The sequence below is a fragment of the uncultured Parabacteroides sp. genome (genome assembly GCF_947855115.1).
In the GTDB taxonomy this organism is placed as follows: domain Bacteria; phylum Bacteroidota; class Bacteroidia; order Bacteroidales; family Tannerellaceae; genus Parabacteroides.
In genome coordinates, this window is the sequence record NZ_CANTZW010000037.1 from 1 (window position 1) to 16,983 (window position 16,983).

At 43.3% G+C, this 16,983-nt stretch carries 12 protein-coding genes and 2 tRNA genes; 4 read left to right on the plus strand and 10 right to left on the minus strand.

Translation table 11 applies throughout. The features are described 5' to 3' along the window. The first annotated feature begins 374 nt into the window (after positions 1 to 374). Positions 375 to 929, plus strand: a complete 555-nt coding sequence (locus Q0110_RS16585; protein WP_297908996.1) for a DUF3332 domain-containing protein — start codon at positions 375 to 377, stop codon at positions 927 to 929. Positions 930 to 1,033: 104 nt separating this feature from the next. Beyond that, positions 1,034 to 4,372, plus strand: coding sequence for a glycoside hydrolase family 2 TIM barrel-domain containing protein (locus tag Q0110_RS16590; RefSeq protein ID WP_297908999.1), 3,339 nt, complete (start codon positions 1,034 to 1,036; stop codon positions 4,370 to 4,372). An 82-nt stretch (positions 4,373 to 4,454) separates the two neighbouring features. Here Q0110_RS16590 and Q0110_RS16595 read toward each other — a convergent pair whose 3' ends face one another. The 7 genes from Q0110_RS16595 to Q0110_RS16625 form a co-directional block, all read right to left on the minus strand. Further along, positions 4,455 to 5,072: a hypothetical protein gene (locus tag Q0110_RS16595; RefSeq protein ID WP_297909002.1), complete on the minus strand. Its 618-nt coding sequence runs from the start codon at positions 5,070 to 5,072 to the stop codon at positions 4,455 to 4,457. Positions 5,073 to 5,074: 2 nt separating this feature from the next. Then, a complete protein-coding gene (locus Q0110_RS16600; RefSeq protein ID WP_297909005.1) occupies positions 5,075 to 6,058 on the minus strand; it encodes a TlpA disulfide reductase family protein in 984 nt (327 codons plus the stop codon). Between the two features lie 22 nt (positions 6,059 to 6,080). Continuing rightward, positions 6,081 to 6,857 (minus strand): EFR1 family ferrodoxin, encoded by a 777-nt coding sequence (locus Q0110_RS16605; RefSeq protein ID WP_297909008.1) that lies wholly within the window; start codon positions 6,855 to 6,857, stop codon positions 6,081 to 6,083. A 106-nt stretch (positions 6,858 to 6,963) separates the two neighbouring features. After that, positions 6,964 to 8,238, minus strand: a complete 1,275-nt coding sequence (locus Q0110_RS16610; protein ID WP_297909089.1) for a TolC family protein — start codon at positions 8,236 to 8,238, stop codon at positions 6,964 to 6,966. A 28-nt stretch (positions 8,239 to 8,266) separates the two neighbouring features. Continuing rightward, a complete protein-coding gene (locus Q0110_RS16615) occupies positions 8,267 to 11,380 on the minus strand; it encodes a CusA/CzcA family heavy metal efflux RND transporter (RefSeq protein WP_297909011.1) in 3,114 nt (1,037 codons plus the stop codon). 6 nt (positions 11,381 to 11,386) lie between these two features. After that, positions 11,387 to 12,496: an efflux RND transporter periplasmic adaptor subunit gene (locus tag Q0110_RS16620; RefSeq protein ID WP_297909014.1), complete on the minus strand. Its 1,110-nt coding sequence runs from the start codon at positions 12,494 to 12,496 to the stop codon at positions 11,387 to 11,389. A 53-nt stretch (positions 12,497 to 12,549) separates the two neighbouring features. Further along, positions 12,550 to 12,903: a hypothetical protein gene (locus tag Q0110_RS16625; RefSeq protein WP_297909016.1), complete on the minus strand. Its 354-nt coding sequence runs from the start codon at positions 12,901 to 12,903 to the stop codon at positions 12,550 to 12,552. 127 nt (positions 12,904 to 13,030) lie between these two features. Here Q0110_RS16625 and Q0110_RS16630 point away from each other — a divergent pair, with 127 nt between their 5' ends. Beyond that, entirely contained in the window at positions 13,031 to 14,578 is a 1,548-nt protein-coding gene (locus tag Q0110_RS16630) for a M20/M25/M40 family metallo-hydrolase (RefSeq protein WP_297909019.1), read from the plus strand. A 272-nt stretch (positions 14,579 to 14,850) separates the two neighbouring features. Here Q0110_RS16630 and Q0110_RS16635 read toward each other — a convergent pair whose 3' ends face one another. Beyond that, complete coding sequence (locus Q0110_RS16635; RefSeq protein ID WP_297909022.1) at positions 14,851 to 15,147, minus strand: HU family DNA-binding protein; 297 nt, start codon at positions 15,145 to 15,147, stop codon at positions 14,851 to 14,853. Between the two features lie 225 nt (positions 15,148 to 15,372). On the opposite strand from Q0110_RS16635, the gene Q0110_RS16640 reads away from it, so the two are divergent. Then, positions 15,373 to 16,539 (plus strand): helix-turn-helix domain-containing protein, encoded by a 1,167-nt coding sequence (locus Q0110_RS16640; protein ID WP_297909026.1) that lies wholly within the window; start codon positions 15,373 to 15,375, stop codon positions 16,537 to 16,539. Positions 16,540 to 16,650: 111 nt separating this feature from the next. On the opposite strand, the gene Q0110_RS16645 is transcribed toward Q0110_RS16640, so the two are convergent. After that, positions 16,651 to 16,724 (minus strand) — tRNA-His (locus tag Q0110_RS16645). A 99-nt stretch (positions 16,725 to 16,823) separates the two neighbouring features. Then, positions 16,824 to 16,897: transfer RNA gene (locus tag Q0110_RS16650), tRNA-His, on the minus strand. Positions 16,898 to 16,983 lie beyond the last annotated feature (86 nt).

Sequence of the window (16,983 nt, forward strand, 5' to 3'; positions counted from 1 at the left end):
GTTCTGGTGGAACTTATAATCATTTGACGCAGCAAATATAGCTTTATTTTTAATTATAAAATAAAAAAGACTAATTTTTTATACGCAATACTAAAAAAGTTTCCCTGCCGTTAAAATATTTAACAAGTAGTCTTTTAAACGATAATCCTTTTTAGTATGAAGTCATAAATATCAGAGGAGTACATTGTTTAAAATCCAAACATAAGTTTAGCATATTGAGTAATAAACGGAGTTCCACCAGAACTACATGCTCCTAGAAATTTGATTAACATAAAACACCTATTACTTCTATTCTTTAATATAAACTACTATTTATCATGTTATCATGAAAAAATTGTTATCTTCGTCCCTTGTTAATTACTAATTTTTAAATCATGAAAAAGAAAAGCTTAACTTTATTACTAGCGACTACGGTAGCAAGTAGTATCCTATTTTCGTCCTGTATAGGATCTTTTGGTTTAACAAACAAACTTTTAACGTGGAATAGAACCATCGATAGTAAGTTTGTTAATGAGCTAGTGTTCATCGCTTTCTGGATAGTCCCGGTTTACGAGATTTCCACTTTGGCTGACGTTCTTGTAATCAATTCTATCGAATTCTGGAGTGGAAGTAATCCAGTGGCAGATGTAGGCAGTGTTAAGACAATCGATGGTAAAGACGGTGTTTATACTGTAGAGACAAAAGCAGACGGATATCATATCCAGAAAGAAGGAGATGAGAATGCGGTTGATTTAGTTTTCAACGAAGCTGATCAAAGCTGGAATGTAGAGGCAGATGGGGAAAGTACCAAATTGCTAAAATTCAACGGTAATGATGAAGTTGTCATGTATTTGCCGGACGGTAAAGAAATGAACGTGGAATTAAATCAAGCTGGAGTTTTAGCATTCCAACAAGTAGCTAACGGATATTCTTACTATGCCGCTAGATAATTGAGAACTCAAAATCGGGAATTGGGAATTAAATAAAACTTTTTATAACTCGTAATTCCCAATTCCCAATGCCTCAATGCTAATCTAAATAAAATACAATAAATATGAACTCTATCAAAAAAATGATGTTTTCCGGGGCATTAGGTTGCCTTATTTTCGGAATGGCTTATGCGGATGATTCTTCACCTCAACCATCCAAACCTTATTGGCAAGACATTCAAGTCATAGCCGTAAACAAGGAAAAGCCCAGAAGTTCCTTCATGAGTTACACAGACCGGGAAACCGCTCTCACCTCTCGATTTGAGAAAAGCCCATACTATTCCCTATTAAACGGTACATGGAAATTCTTCTTTGTCGACTCTTATAAAGACCTTCCTCAAAATATCACGGATCCTTCCATTAACACCTCCTCATGGGATGATATAACCGTTCCCGGAAACTGGGAAGTACAAGGATATGGCACCGCTATCTATACGAATCATGGTTATGAGTTTAAACCAAGAAATCCTCAACCTCCATTATTGCCGGAAGCGAATCCGGTTGGAGTGTATCGCAGAGATATTGAGATTCCGACAGGATGGGACAACAGGGATATTTATTTACACATCGCCGGAGCCAAATCGGGTCTTTACGTATATTTAAATGGAAAAGAAGTCGGCTATAGCGAGGATTCCAAGAATCCAGCCGAGTTTCTGATCAATAAATATCTTCAACCCGGAAAGAATGTACTTACATTAAAAATATTCCGCTGGAGTACGGGTTCTTATTTAGAGTGTCAGGATTTCTGGAGAATGAGCGGTATTGAGCGAGACGTATTTCTTTGGTCTCAACCCAAGGCCGGTATTCAAGATTTTCGTGTCATTTCAACCTTGGACGATACATATACGAACGGAATCTTCAAATTGGCGATCGACTTAAAAAATCATACACAAGAAACAAAGAACTTAAATGTAGGTTACGAGCTATTAGACGCAAAAGGGAATCTAGTGGCATCTGAGGCTAACAACGTATGGGTAAGTCCCGTTAGCCCGCAAACAGCGTCTTTCGAGTATGATTTAAATAACGTAGCCCCTTGGAGCGCTGAACATCCAAATCTATACAAACTATTGATGACGATAAAAGAAAACGGGAAAGTGACTGAGGTCGTTCCTTTCAATGTCGGCTTCCGTCGATTTGAGATGAAGCAGATAGACCAAGTAGCGGAAGATGGAAAACCTTATACAGTCTTACTGTTCAACGGACAACCGGTTAAGTTTAAAGGTGTCAATATTCATGAACATAATCCGGAGACCGGACATTACGTAACTGAAGATATCATGCGTAAGGATTTTGAGTTGATGAAGCAAAATAATATCAACGCTGTCCGCCTATGCCATTATCCGCAAGATCGTAAATTCTATGAGCTTTGCGACGAATACGGATTATATGTTTACGATGAGGCAAACATTGAGTCTCACGGCATGTATTACAGCCTGAAAAAAGGTGGTACTTTGGGTAATAATCCGGAATGGTTGATCCCGCACATGGACCGTACGATAAATATGTACGAACGAAACAAGAATTATCCGAGTATCACTTTCTGGTCGCTCGGAAATGAGGCCGGAAACGGATACAATTTCTACCAAACCTATCTCTATCTGAAAGATAAAGAAAAAAACGGCATGAACCGTCCGGTAAACTACGAGCGAGCCCTTTGGGAATGGAACACAGACATGTATGTACCCCAATATCCGAGCGCAGAATGGTTAGAAGAGATCGGGCGTAAAGGTAGTGATCGTCCGGTAGCCCCCTCGGAATACTCACATGCAATGGGAAACTCTTCCGGTAACTTATGGGATCAGTGGAAAGCTATTTATAAGTATCCGAACCTACAAGGAGGATTCATCTGGGACTGGGTAGACCAAGGTATTTTGGAAAAAGACAAGAATGGACGTGAATATTATACCTACGGTGGCGACTACGGAGTAAACGCCCCTAGTGACGGAAACTTCCTTTGCAACGGCATAGTAAGCCCAGATCGTACCCCGCATCCTGCCATGGCTGAGGTTAAATATGCCCATCAAAATATTGGCTTTGAAGCAATTGATTTATCGAATGGTTCATTTCGCATCACAAACCGTTTCTACTTCACGAACCTAAAAAAATATATGATCCACTATAGCGTAACAGCCAATCATAAGATTGTACGCTCCGGTAAAGTCTCTTTAGATATCGAACCTCAGGCTTCTAAAGAATTTACTGTCCCCATAGGAAACTTAAAGCCGCAAGCCGGTACGGAATATTTCGTAAACTTCAACGTAACTACCGTGGAAAAAGAGCCGTTAATCCCTATCGGGCACGAGATTGCTCATGATCAATTCCGTTTACCAATCGAAAGCATCGAGAAAGAGTTTAAAACGAGTGGTCCTAAATTAACGGTTTCAATAAATGGGGATAACTTATCCGCTTCTTCTTCAAAGGTGAATTTCGTGTTTAACAAGAAGACGGGAATCGTTACCTCTTATAAAGTAGACGGCACGGAATATTTCAGCGAAGGTTTCGGTATACAACCGAATTTCTGGCGTGCGCCGACCGACAACGATTATGGAAACGGTATGCCAAAACGTTTGCAAGTATGGAAGGAAAGCAGCAAGAACTTCAACGTGACAGACGCTACCGTCACGATGGAGGGCAAGAATGCCATAATGAACGTGAACTATTTATTACCGGCTGGAAACCTATACATCGTAAATTACACAATCTACCCAAGCGGAGCCGTAAATGTTGCCGCCCGTTTTACATCCACGGATATGGATGCCGCCCAAACAGAAGTGTCTGAAGCTACCCGTACCGCCACATTCACTCCAGGACGAGACGCAGCTCGTAAAGAAGCGTCTAAATTGAATGTACCCCGTATCGGTGTTCGTTTCCGCTTACCGGCTAGCATGAATCTAGTGGAATATTTCGGACGGGGACCCGCAGAGAACTATTGGGACAGAAATGCCGGTAGTATGATCGGTCTATATAAATCTACAGCCGAGGAATTATATTTCCCGTATGTACGCCCACAGGAAAACGGTCATCATACCGACACACGTTGGGTATCGCTTAGCTCCGGAAAGAAAGGCTTGTTAATCCAAGCGGATAATACGATTGGTTTTAACGCTTTACGTAACTCCATAGAGGATTTTGATGATGAGGAAGCAACTAATCTTCCCCGCCAATGGACTAATTTCACGCCGGAACAAGTAGCGAATCATGATGAAGCCGCAGCAAAGAACGTACTGCGTCGCCAGCATCATATCAACGACATTACGCCTCGTAACTTCGTTGAGGTTTGCGTTGACTTAAAACAACAAGGTGTAGCAGGTTACGATAGTTGGGGCTCACGCCCGGAACCAGCTTATACATTACCGGCAAACCGGGAATACAACTGGGGCTTTACCCTTATTCCACTGAAATAAACTTGTCATAGCTTAAAAAAAGGCCCGCCATTTCCTCTATAGGAATGGGGGCCTTTTCCATAACCCTGAAATTTATTATCCCCTAACGTGAAAGGAGCGGTTTTATCTCCTTCTCAAAAATCTCCCGGCTAATAATGCGATAATGGGGTGAATAAGAATCCTCAAATACCTTACTATGATGTCCTACATACTCCCCTTTATCTAAACGGCTCTCTATCTCTGCCTTATCCGACTCATAATCCGGAAGCGAGAGATTCATGGAACGAATAATCGCCTCTATCTGATGCCATTCTTTCTGCCACTCAGGAACCGTAATCGGACGTATGCCATTTACACTACGCACAAAAGCGTCAAAAAAGATATCATAAGGAACTTGATTGTTCTTTATAACGGATAAATTCACTCGAAAGAAGTTACCTTCCCATCCGGTAGGTTCCGCTAAGACACCCTCGGTTCGGGAATAAGAGGCCAACTCCCGGCGCAAATAGTTTCCGGCTCCGATGGTATCACTGATAAGATGCCCCGGACCAAATTTATCTTGGAAGAAATTCTTATATAAGTCTTTCAAAGTAGATTTCGGATAAGCATCCATTTGACGGGAAACCGCCAAACGGACCGCATCCTCAAATCCCTTCTTTCCCTCAGCGGAAATATGGAGACTGAAAAGAAAGGACATACAAGCAAGCAGCATTATTTTCATACTTACTTAATAACTTCTTTCAAGGTATTTTGTAAATCCTCTCCGGTAATATTCTTCGCGATTATCACGCCGTTCGGATCCAATAATACATTTGCCGGAATTCCCCGCACCCCATAAAGAGCCGGGATCTCAGAATCCCAATATTTCAAGTCGGAAACGTGAGTCCAAGTCAGATGATCGTCAGCGATCGCTTTCTGCCATTTAGCCTTGTCCTTGTCCAAGGAGATGCCAACAATCGTAAAGTTCTTATCCTTATATTGCTGGAAGGCATTTACCACATTAGGATTTTCCTTGCGGCATGGAGGGCACCAAGAGGCCCAGAAATCCAATAACACATATTTCCCCCTGAAATCCGACAAAGACACAGAAACACCGGCTGTATCCGGCAAGGAGAACTCCGGAGCGACTTGTCCGATCTGTACATGTTCCAATTGCTTGATAATACCATCCAGATCCTTCACATAAGGACAATTCGCCAATGCCGGGGAAATCTTAGCACGAGTTGCCTTCAAATCATCCAAAGATAATTGATAGGTAAAATAACGATACAGATAGAACGCAGCAGCCGGAGAGTCCGGATACTTCGAAATCAGGCTGTCGATATCATACCCTTCTTCAAATATCTTCTCCGCATTTTCTTGAAAGACCTTATTCACCGGCGAATTTTGTACGGTAACAGTCTCTCCATCATTCCCGATCCTAACATTCATATTCGTATTCTCCAAGAAAAGCTGAACCGGATAATTCATATTCTCGGTTGCCAAACCGAACAACAAGGGTTGATCCACCTCACCCTTAAAGGTGAATTTTCCGTCTTTGACCTCTGCCGTATCCACATCAAAAAACATCTTATTGCGAAACGACTTCAGGTAAATTTTACCGTCGGGCATATTCTCCACCTCTCCATTGATAACATATCCTTTCGGAGCTTCTTGGCAACCAACCATCAAAAGGCCGGCAAGCGCCATCATACAAAGTTGCTTCATCTCTCTCTATTCTATTTATTGATTATTTGAACCCAGGATGATGATAACGTCCCTTTTTCAACGAAATCTTACCATATTCTATCGCACGTACCGGACAACGATGAATACAGGCCACACACTGAACACAAGTATTCGCCCATTTGGGCTTACCCCCTTTAGACAGAGTTATTGTTCCGGTCGGACAGATTTTTGCGCAAATCCCGCAAGAGACACAAGCGTCTGTCGCATAAAACCGATTACTACCAATCGTAAAATTCACGAAAAGCGGATATACCAGATAACTTTTCAAAAAAGGCGCTCCACCCACATAATATAGAGGAAGATTCTTCTCTTGGCGAATCCTCCCGATAATCTCTTGAACACGTTCCGATGCTTTCCGTAACTTATCAGCCTCCACCTCTTTGCTATCCACATCGAATCCCGGCATCAAGATATAATTGTTCGGCATTTGTACCGAAAAGCCATTCGTCAAGATAATTCCTCTTTTTCGCAGGGCTTTCCGCATGATCCGATCCGTATACCCGCAATCATCACCACAAGTACATACGAAATAAACCGCCTGCCCTCTATATCCTTCCAGCCTCAACCGGGAAATAAGGCGAGTAACCAACACCGCCGGTCCCCAAGAATGAACAGGAAATACAAAAATAACCTTTTCCCTCTCACCCAACGGATAAACATATTCATTCTTTTCCTCTTTCAACACTTCGGCTATGGATACCAACGACTCCTCAAAAGCCTTTCCCAACGCTTCCGCAACCCAACGGGAGTTCCCTGTTCCTGTAAAGTAGAATATCATGCGCTCATTTTATTTAGACGCAAAAATACATAATATTCAAATATATAGCCTATCTTTGATTTGTTTAAAAAAACGAAAAGACAAATCTTATGACAATGATGGAATATCAAATATCAATATCCCAAATACCCGCCGAGCGTTCTAATTCAACCAATGCCGAACTGTAATTAAACAGCGTTTCGATATACTGGGCTTGCACATCATCGTAAGTACGCTGGGCATCCAAGACTTCCAACAAAGAGACTTCCCCCCTATTATAGCTGTAAATCTTACCATCCATCACCTCACGGGCTTGCCTCAAAAGTCCATCCTCATAATGATTTACTTGCTCGGCGAAAGACTGATAATTACGATATGCTTGCATAACTTCCGTCTGTACTTGCAAAAGAGCCTGCTTATATTGTACTTCCGCTTGTTGCTCCCGATAACGAGCGGCACGAATCGTTCCTTTATTGAAATTAGAGAATTTCAAAGGAACCGCGATACCAGCCGTCACTCCGGTGAAAGGAGGCGCCGGGGCTTCCTCATTATAGACCCGGGCATTACGGCTTACAGTAATAGACAAATCCACATCCGTATTCCGTTCCCGGCGGGCTACTTTCAAGGCCCTCGCAGCCACTTCCTTATTTTTCAAAGCAGCGACCAAATCCGTACGCCCCTCGCTTGCCACTGTAATTAAGTCTGCAAGGATAAAATCCCTAGGCTCCGTACGTAACTCGGCCTCAGGGAGAAATAAAGTATCCGTACTGAAAGCCCCCGTCAAGAGATTTAAATTCGAGAACGCATTTTTCAATTCCGCTCCGGCTTGCAACAACTCGTTCCGTAAGACACCCGCCTCCACCCGGCTCTGCGTAGCATCCACCTCACGGATTTGGCCTAAAGAGAAACGGATACTGTCGCTCTCAGCCAACGTCCGGATATTCTCATAAGCATTTTCCTTTACCTTATACAACTCATGTTGTTTCAAGGCTTCCATATAGGCGACCGTAGCGTCTGCCCGGAGATTCCGGAAATAATCGGCTAACAGAGCCTCGGCCAACTCACTCTCGCTACGTGCCAATGAGATATTCGCACCCCGTTTTCCAAAGGAAAAAGTCTTGCTTAGCTCTACCTCAACACCTTCTCCCATTTGTAAGGAATTATTCTCATTATTGAAATAAGACACGGAAAGATTCGGATCGTTAAACACCTTTGCCGCTGTCACTTCGGCTTTAGCGGCCGGCACATTCAATTTTTCCGACGCATACTCTAAGTTACCTTCAGCCACTCTCTCCATATATTGCCGGTACGTAAGCGGAAGCATGGTCTGGGCATTCACGGACAAACATCCGCAGAGTAACGACAAGATTATATATTTCTTCATACTTTCTAATCTAAAAATAGTACATTCTTTTAATTCCATCTCCGGGCTAAGCATGCAGCTCTTTTTCCTCCGATACCGGTGTCAAATCCTTCCCCTCATAATGCTTCTCGATCATATAATATAAAGCGGGAAGCACATAAAGCGTAATAACCGTAGCAAACAAAAGCCCGTAAACGATTACCGTAGCCAACGGACGCTGCACGTCCGAACCTATACCCGTACTGACAGAGGCAGGAAGCAATCCCAAGACCGCAACCGTAGCCGTCATCAAGATCGGACGGAAACGGTGCTTAGTACCCGTTATCACCGCATCTTTCAAATCTCGTTCCCTTGTACGCAAGTTATTGATATGCGAAATCATGATCACGCCATTTTGGATAGCGACACCGATCAAGGCGATAAAACCAACCGCCGAGGAAACATTCAAGGTCATCCCCCGGACATTCAACGCCAGCATACCCCCAAACAGAGCCAAAGGTACGACGCTCATCATCAAAGCCGCCTGCCGGAATTTGCCACAAGCCGCAAACAACAAAAGCAACATCAGTCCCAACGCTAAAGGAACCACAGCCCCCAAGCGGGCATACGCACGATGCTGGTTCTCGAACTGTCCGGCCCATTTCAAATGTATGGAATCATGATCGTATTTCACCTCTTTATCAATCAACGCATTTGCCTTGTTCAAGAACGCCGTCAAGTCCACGCCACGCAAATTAACCCGTACTGTCAAGTGTCGTTTATTCATCTCACGTGTAATCGTACTGGCACCCGTTGTCATCTTAATCTCCGCTACTTGCAAAAGAGGAACTTTCGTTCCGGAACCGGTTGTCAGCAATAGGTTACCGATACGTTCGGGAGAATTACGGCTAGCGTCATCGAAACGGCAAATCACGTCGTAACTTTTACTTCCGACAAATATCTGGGAGATAGAAGCACCACCGATCGCCAACTCAATCAAATCGGCCACATCCGATACGTTCAAGCCATACTGAGCGATACGGGCACGATCCGCGATAATCTGTAACTGCGGCAGCGGAGGCTCTTGATCTACTGCGACATCGGCAGCACCCGGAATTTCCTTCAACACATTAGCGACTTGATCCGCTATATGGCGGCTACCCGTAATATCATCGCTATAGATCTTCAACGCCAAATCACTATGAGCTCCGGCGATCTGATCCATCACCATATCGATGATCGGCTGTGAAAAACCTACCGAATAGCCAGGCATGGTTTCCAACTTAGCTGCCATCTCCTCGATCAAATCCGCTTTCGTCTTACCGAATTTCCACGTACCATAGGGCTTCAATCCCACGCCGCATTCCACATGGGAAAGTGAGAACGCTTCCGCTCCCTCGTCATCACGGCCAACCTGGGTCATTACATACGAGACTTCCTCAAACTCTTTCAAAGTCTTCCGAAGCTCCGCTCCCATCTCTTTCGATTTCTCAATGGAAATGCCCGGAGGAAGCTGTACCTGTATCCAAATCGCCCCTTCATCCAACGGAGGCAAGAAATCTTTTCCTACGGTATAACTTAAAATCCCCGCACCGAGTAATATCACCAGTAATGGTACGATAACCCGTCTCGGCTTCTCCATCAATCGGACAATTTGCGAATGATAAGCAGCGGATAGCTTCTCTAACCAACGATTACGGTAAATCTTTCCCGGCTTGCGATACGCATAAAATGCCAATCCCGGAATCAAAAACAAGGCCACGCACAAAGCGCCCAGCAAGGCATACCCTACGGTATAAGCCATCGGCGTAAACAATTTCTTCTCAATATGCTCGAAAGCGAACAAAGGAAGATAGGCGGTTATGATAATCAAAGTAGAGAAAAAGATCGGGCGAGCCACCTCCGTCGTACGACGCAAGATCGAATCCTCCGTCAATACCTCATCCAAATGCCGTTCTCTTTTCTTCAAGACCGTTTCCATCATCACGATCGCTCCATCTACCAAAATACCGAAATCTATAGCGCCTAATGAAAGTAGATTTGCGGGAATATTTGTGACATGCATCAAAATAAAGGCAATCAATAGAGACAAGGGAATGGTTAAGGCCACCAGCAAAGCACCGCGCCAACTCCCCAAGAATAAGATCAGTACCAAGACTACCAGCACCATACCCTCGAACAAGGTATGAGAGACGGTATGTAAAGTCGTATTAACCAAATCCGTCCGATCCATAAACGGATGGATACAGGTTCCTTCGGGAAGTGTCTCGTTATTTAGTTCTTCTACCGCCTTATGTACATCATCCAGTACCCTGGATGGATTCTCGCCCCTGAGCATTTGCACGATACCTTCCACACCATCGGAATAATCACGGGTATCGTCCGTAAAACCTAAAACACCCTTACGCTCCAAGTTACCGTATTTCAGTTTACCGATATCGTTTAAGTAGACCGGGACACCGTTCACAGTCTTGATCACGATATGCCCCAAGTCTTCCAAGTCCTTAACCAGACCGATTCCACGGATCACGTAACTCAAATCTCCCCGGCTTAACATACTACCACCGGCGTTCACGTTATTCTTCTCAATCTTTTCCGTAATATCCCCTAAAGTAATGTCGTATTGTTCCATCTTATAAGGGTTCACCTCAATCTGGTATTGGGTAGTGATACCTCCGTAATTACTAACGTCCGCAACGCCGGTAACCTGTTTCAGCCTCGGAATAATTACCCATTTATGCAAATCGGTCAATTCCCTCAAATCCAAACGGTCACTTTCCAGCACATAACGGAAGATCTCTCCCGTTGGCGAAGTCAAAGGATTTAAGCCGGGAACCGCATTATAAGGAAGCTCCACGTCTACCAACCGCTCTTGTACACGTTGCCGGGCCCAATAATCCTCAATACCATCATCAAAAACCAACACGACCGTAGATAAACCGAACGTATTCTTACTACGCATCACGCTTAATCCCGGCAGACCATTCATAGCCCGCTCGATCGGAATGCTGATTTGTTGCTCGATCTCCTCGGCGGCCAATCCGGGAACCTGTGTTACGACCTGCACAGTGGTATCGGCGATATCCGGATAAGCATCTATCGCCAACCGTGTCCAAGAATAATAACCAACGATCGCCAAGAACATGAACAACACGAACATCAGTCCTCGCCGATGTATCGCCAGATAAATAATCTTTTTCATAATCCATTAGCGTGCGTCAAGTAAATAAAACGCTCCTGTAGCCACGATCTCGTCACCCACGTTCAAGCCGGATAAAACCACCGTCTTACCATTTTCCGTAAGACCGGTCTCGATCTTTTGTTTCCGGAAATCATTACTTCCCAATTCCACCAACACGTACATATTCTCCTCTTCCTGCAAGATAGCGGAAGTCGGTATACGGATCACCTCAGCCTCACGGTCGCTCAGCTTGACCGTACCATACATCTCCGGTTTCATCAGACGGGAACTGTTATCGCACTCGATCAAGACCTCCACCGAACGGGTATCGGGGTCTAGCATCTCGCTGATATGATAAATCTTTCCCGATATCGGTTTATCCGGCATGGCCACCAAGCGGATTTCCACCTCATCCAAGGCCTGTATTAAACTTAAATCCTTCTCTTTTACATGAGCGGCTACCCATACCTTACGCAAATCGGCGATGACAGCCACAGGCTCGGCATCCTCTTTCAGATATTGCCCGATTACAATCCGGTCCTTCACAACCTCACCGGCTATAGGCGAGCGTACGATCAACGGTTGCCCCAAGGCCATTTCATCCGGGTCGATCTGGAAGACTTTCAAAGCGGCAACCATATTCTCATAGTCTTTTTTCTTTAACTCATAATTCACCTCGGCTTCTTCCAATTCTTTTTGGACACCAACCTTATTTTTCATCAAGTCTTTCTCCCGATTCAAACTTTTCAAAGCCAGCTCCATCTCTTGGCGAGCCTGGTAATAAGATTTCCCCGCCTCATAAACCGCAGGAGCGCTAATCTCGAAAATCGGGCTTCCCGGGGCCACTTTCTGCCCTAAGCGTACGAACGACTTCGTAATCCGCCCGCTTACCGGTGAGGCAACCTCCGCATAATTGGAAGGAATCGCCTGTACGACCCCCGAGGTAGTAAACTCCATACGGTAAGCTTCCTGTTTGACCGTTTCTTTCGTCAACTTGGATAAAACGGGAGATTCCGAACCGATATGTATAATATCCCCTTTGAGCGTTACGGCACGCACACGCTCATCCTCTTGCTTTTGGGTATGGCAAGAGCATAGTACTATCGCCGGAAGCAATAGTAAAAATATAGCTTTCATATAAGATACGTAAAATGTTTAGTATAAAAAGTGATTCTAACGCTTGATTCAAATTAGTATACTAAACAGGGAGGCGCACGGGACTCGCCACGCCGCACGAGACGTAAAATAACCCCTTCCTTTAGAAAGACGAACACCACCATCAGAAGCGTCCAAGCTATGACCAAAGGCAAGTACGGAATCAGTTCCATACACAACTCGGTCAGTTCCTCGATCGTATTAAATGCCACGGTACTATGCTCATGGTGAGGCAAACCATCGGCTCCCGGCAGATAGGGGTGAGAGTGAGTGATACTATAAGTCGGAAAATGATGCGTATGGGTAAAAGCCGTACCTCCTATGTAGTAACTCATAAAGAGTACTACCAAGAGAGACCTCAACCACTTCACGCTACGCATAGTTTCCATTTACATCTGTTTACTCCGCGAAGTTACATAAAGAAAGTGCCATTCCATTTGCAATAAGTCAAAATTTATTCCTTTATTTGCATGAACTGAAAAGAAACAGTTACTTTAATGATATAAACACTACTTTATGAAAAAAATCTTACTTGTTTGTGCGGCATTAGCCTGCATGACAGTCTCCCCAGTACCAGCTCAGGACGCTGCCGTGAAAAAAATCATCGAGATGGGTCAAAAAGACAATCAAGTGATGCATCAGTTGGATATCCTCACGAATCGTTTCGGTGGACGTTTAGTCGGTTCCGACGCTTACGAGAACGCCGCAGAGTGGATGGTACGCGAGTTTAAAAGTTGGGGGCTCGATGTCCGGCTGGAAGAGGCTGGCACCGTTCCCGTCGGTTTCAACCGAGGTCCTTGGTTCGGACGTTTATTAGGCGACAACGGAATGATCCTACATTTCGCCACACCGTCCTACACCTCCGGGACGAAAGGAGTACAACGCGGGCATGTGGTGATAGAACCCCGTAATGACGAAGAATTCCAGCAAATCAAAGGAAGATTAAACGGTGCTTGGGTACTTATCTCCGGGAAAAATACAGGCTGGCCTATCGACCGTTCCGCATCAGGGGATTCCCTTCGTGTGGAAATCAAGAAAGAGAACAACGAGATCATGAAGAAAAACAATGATCTGAGACGCCGCAACTGGGAAAAAGGAGAGAACAACGAGATGCTACCATATAAAGAATTCCCAGGCCTATACTATAAGGAAATGTGTGAGGCCGGGGCATTGGGCTTCATTCAATCCTCTCCCGTACCTATCCGTGCGTTATACGACCGGAAAATGATGAACGACCCAAAGACTAATTTCGATAACTTGCCGGAACTTCCTGACATCAAATTAGACGAGCATCAATTTGCAATCATCAAGCAAATGGTCAAGGAAAGGCGCACGTTCGAATTAGAATTTGATATCCGCAATCATTTCAAGTTAGGCCCGATTAAATACCATAATGTCATAGCGTCTATCAAAGGTAGTAAATATCCGGATGAATATGTAATTATCAGCGGTCACTTAGACGCTTTCGACGTGGCTACCGGAGGTATCGACTGTGGCACGGGAATCGGTCCGATGATGGAAGCTGCCCGCATGATCGCCAAGTCTGGAGCCAAGCCTAAGCGCACGATTTTATTTATCGCGTTCGCCGGTGAAGAGTTTGGCTTATTAGGAGCGCAAGCCTGGGTGAAAGCTCATAAGGATAAGTTGCCGAAAATCGCTAATATGTTTAACCGCGATGGTGGTCCGGAACCTCCTGTGGGTATCTCCGTACCTCAAGCGATGTATGATGATTTCGTGAAGATCAGTGAACTCGTCAAGAAAATCCGCCCGGACTATCCTTTCGAGGTAAAAGTTCGCGAACCCCGTAAACGCCCTACACGTATGGGTGGAACGGACGCGTCGGTTTTTGCTATCGAAGGTGTCCCGACATTGGGTTTCACTACAGAAGATTTCAAAGGGTATGATTTTGATTACGGCGAGATATGGCATACAGAACGGGATTTATACACAAAGAACATCCCCGAGTACCAAGAACATACAGCTACGGTTACCGCTATTATAGCGCTCGGTGTAGCGAACTTAGATAAACAGCTATCGAGAGAAGGTTTATACACCAATGAATAATTGAAAAAAAGAGAAGGAAGAAAACGGTTGTCATTTTCTTCCTTCTCTTTTTATCTTTTAAACCTTACCCGCTTCCCACTTTTTCCTGTCTGCTCTAAAATCACGCCACCTCTCTTGATATTTCAAAAAATTCAAAGATTTGCCTATGCGTTTTAAAAAGTACAAAGATTTGAAATCCTCAATATTATATATCAAAAAATAAAAAAAGGCTCCATATCATCACGACATAGAGCCTCTAGCGAAAAGTTCTGTAAAATAAGAATAAATAAAAGTTAGGATAAAAAACGCGAAGATTCCGCATTTAAAATCTTAAGGAGCCTTTTACCTGTTTTAAACTTCACAATAATACGGGGTTTGATTAAATGTGGCTCTCCCGTCTTGGGATTTCTCGCCCAGCGCGCTCCTTGACCGCAAGGCTTGAAATGTCCCCAATTTAGTATTTTGATGCACTCCCCCTTTTCCAATTTTTCCGACATTATTTCTAATAAAAGGTTCAACATCTTCCGGGCCTCACCTGTTTGCAGGTTACTTCTTTTCGCCCAAGTTTTTACTAACTCGTTCTTGTTCATACTTTAAATACTCGTTTTTGTTTTTTTATTAAATAATTCAATTAACTTTGCATTAAACTTTCATGACATTTACAAAATTAGATAAGTCAAGCAAACCGGAACGTTCAAATCGTTCACACAAGACGTTTGACTTTTAAAAAGTTATTTTTGAGTTATTTGATTTACGCACGTTCATTCGCGTAAATCAAAAATTAACTTATTCATCAACTATAAAACAATATTGTCATGTTAGATATAATTCAAATCGTACAAAGCATAATGATTTTTAGCCTTTGTGCTTTTGGTGGAGTTACATTGATTTTTCATAAACAAAAAAGCAAGGCCAAAAAGATCTTAGGCTGGAGCATGTTATCATGGGCATTACTGATCGCGGCCCGTTTGTATACAAATTCATTTATAGAGGAAGCCCACACTATTTTTTATCCGGAAATATTGATAATAGGAATTTATGTTTTCGCGACAACTACCTGTTACGTAATAGAAATCCTACGACCTGGCTATCTGACCATCAAACGGTTGATGATATTCCTGTCTCCGGGACTTGTCCAGACCATATTATTTATAGGTTACTGCATGGCAGGGTATGAGATACATCCTTATTCTTGTATAAGAGATTTGTTCGCCTCCTTCGACTTGGATTGCATATTACGCTCATTATTACTGCTTACAACGGTATTTTATATGGTACTACCGGCCTTTTTAGTATTGCGCTATAGTAAAGAGTATACTACATATATATCGGAAAATGTTTCTAATCCGGAAGATTTCGATTTAGGATGGCTCAAAAAGGTGATGATCATTCTCTCATTCATCTATATTTTATATTTCATTCTGTTGATCACGAATAATCTGATCCTTTATATACTGAATAAAAGTTGCATCATGATTTTATGGTATTATTTCTTTTATCATGCGGTTTTCCTAAAGGACATATATTTGACCCATAGCTTCAGATCAGGATGGAACATCCCTTATGGAGAATGCCTCGAAAAAGAAAGAGAGCAAGAGGTAAACGTGAAAGAAGAATCTCCTCAATTCTATTTGAAAAAAATACAAACCTGGTTCGAGCAAGAAAAACCCTACCTGAGATACAATCTTAAGTTAATAGATGTACAAAAAGAACTATATATAGGCCGAACCTATTTATCCTTGCTATTTAACAAGGAGTTAGGAATCCCGTTTACAAGTTATGTCAACCAGTTTCGTATCGAAAGATGCAAGGCTTTACTAGAAGAAGAACCTAACGCGGATTTACAGGATATAGCCGAGCGTTGCGGGTTTAACTCCTATTCAACCTTCCGTAGGGCTTTTCTTAAACACACAGGAATGTCTCTTGCGGAATACAGGAAGAAATTGAATGAAAAAAGAAATGAAAACATCTCTCCAACGTAGGTATCAGCGAGAATGCCATCATACAAAAAACAGCCGTACCCAAACCTTATGAAAACTCAAAATACAACAAAAAAGGACATCCGGTAAAGATGTCCTTTTTATTTATGGAAGGGTGAAAGATGGGGCTCGAACCCACGACCCTCGGAACCACAATCCGATGCTCTAACCAACTGAGCTACTCTCACCATGTAAAAAAAACCTTTCATTCTTCACAGAGGCCTTGGTTTTATAAAACCTTACTTCTTCAACATAAGATTTTTACCCTAAAAAACCACATTAAAAAGGGTGAAAGATGGGGCTCGAACCCACGACCCTCGGAACCACAATCCGATGCTCTAACCAACTGAGCTACTCTCACCATGTCCATCCTTCAAGGGATTTCCCTCTTAAGACGGCGCAAAGATAGATATAAATTCTGATTGCACAAACTTTCTGCAAACTTTT

Excerpts from the sequence above, each read along its gene's own strand:
- Q0110_RS16585 (WP_297908996.1), top strand. The coding sequence starts at position 375 with ATGAAAAAGAAAAGCTTAACTTTATTACTAGCGACTACGGTAGCAAGT.
- Q0110_RS16590 (WP_297908999.1), top strand. The coding sequence starts at position 1,034 with ATGAACTCTATCAAAAAAATGATGTTTTCCGGGGCATTAGGTTGCCTT.
- Q0110_RS16595 (WP_297909002.1), bottom strand. The coding sequence starts at position 5,072 with ATGAAAATAATGCTGCTTGCTTGTATGTCCTTTCTTTTCAGTCTCCAT.
- Q0110_RS16600 (WP_297909005.1), bottom strand. The coding sequence starts at position 6,058 with ATGAAGCAACTTTGTATGATGGCGCTTGCCGGCCTTTTGATGGTTGGT.
- Q0110_RS16605 (WP_297909008.1), bottom strand. The coding sequence starts at position 6,857 with ATGATATTCTACTTTACAGGAACAGGGAACTCCCGTTGGGTTGCGGAA.
- Q0110_RS16615 (WP_297909011.1), bottom strand. The coding sequence starts at position 11,380 with ATGAAAAAGATTATTTATCTGGCGATACATCGGCGAGGACTGATGTTC.
- Q0110_RS16620 (WP_297909014.1), bottom strand. The coding sequence starts at position 12,496 with ATGAAAGCTATATTTTTACTATTGCTTCCGGCGATAGTACTATGCTCT.
- Q0110_RS16625 (WP_297909016.1), bottom strand. The coding sequence starts at position 12,903 with ATGGAAACTATGCGTAGCGTGAAGTGGTTGAGGTCTCTCTTGGTAGTA.
- Q0110_RS16630 (WP_297909019.1), top strand. The coding sequence starts at position 13,031 with ATGAAAAAAATCTTACTTGTTTGTGCGGCATTAGCCTGCATGACAGTC.
- Q0110_RS16635 (WP_297909022.1), bottom strand. The coding sequence starts at position 15,147 with ATGAACAAGAACGAGTTAGTAAAAACTTGGGCGAAAAGAAGTAACCTG.
- Q0110_RS16640 (WP_297909026.1), top strand. The coding sequence starts at position 15,373 with ATGTTAGATATAATTCAAATCGTACAAAGCATAATGATTTTTAGCCTT.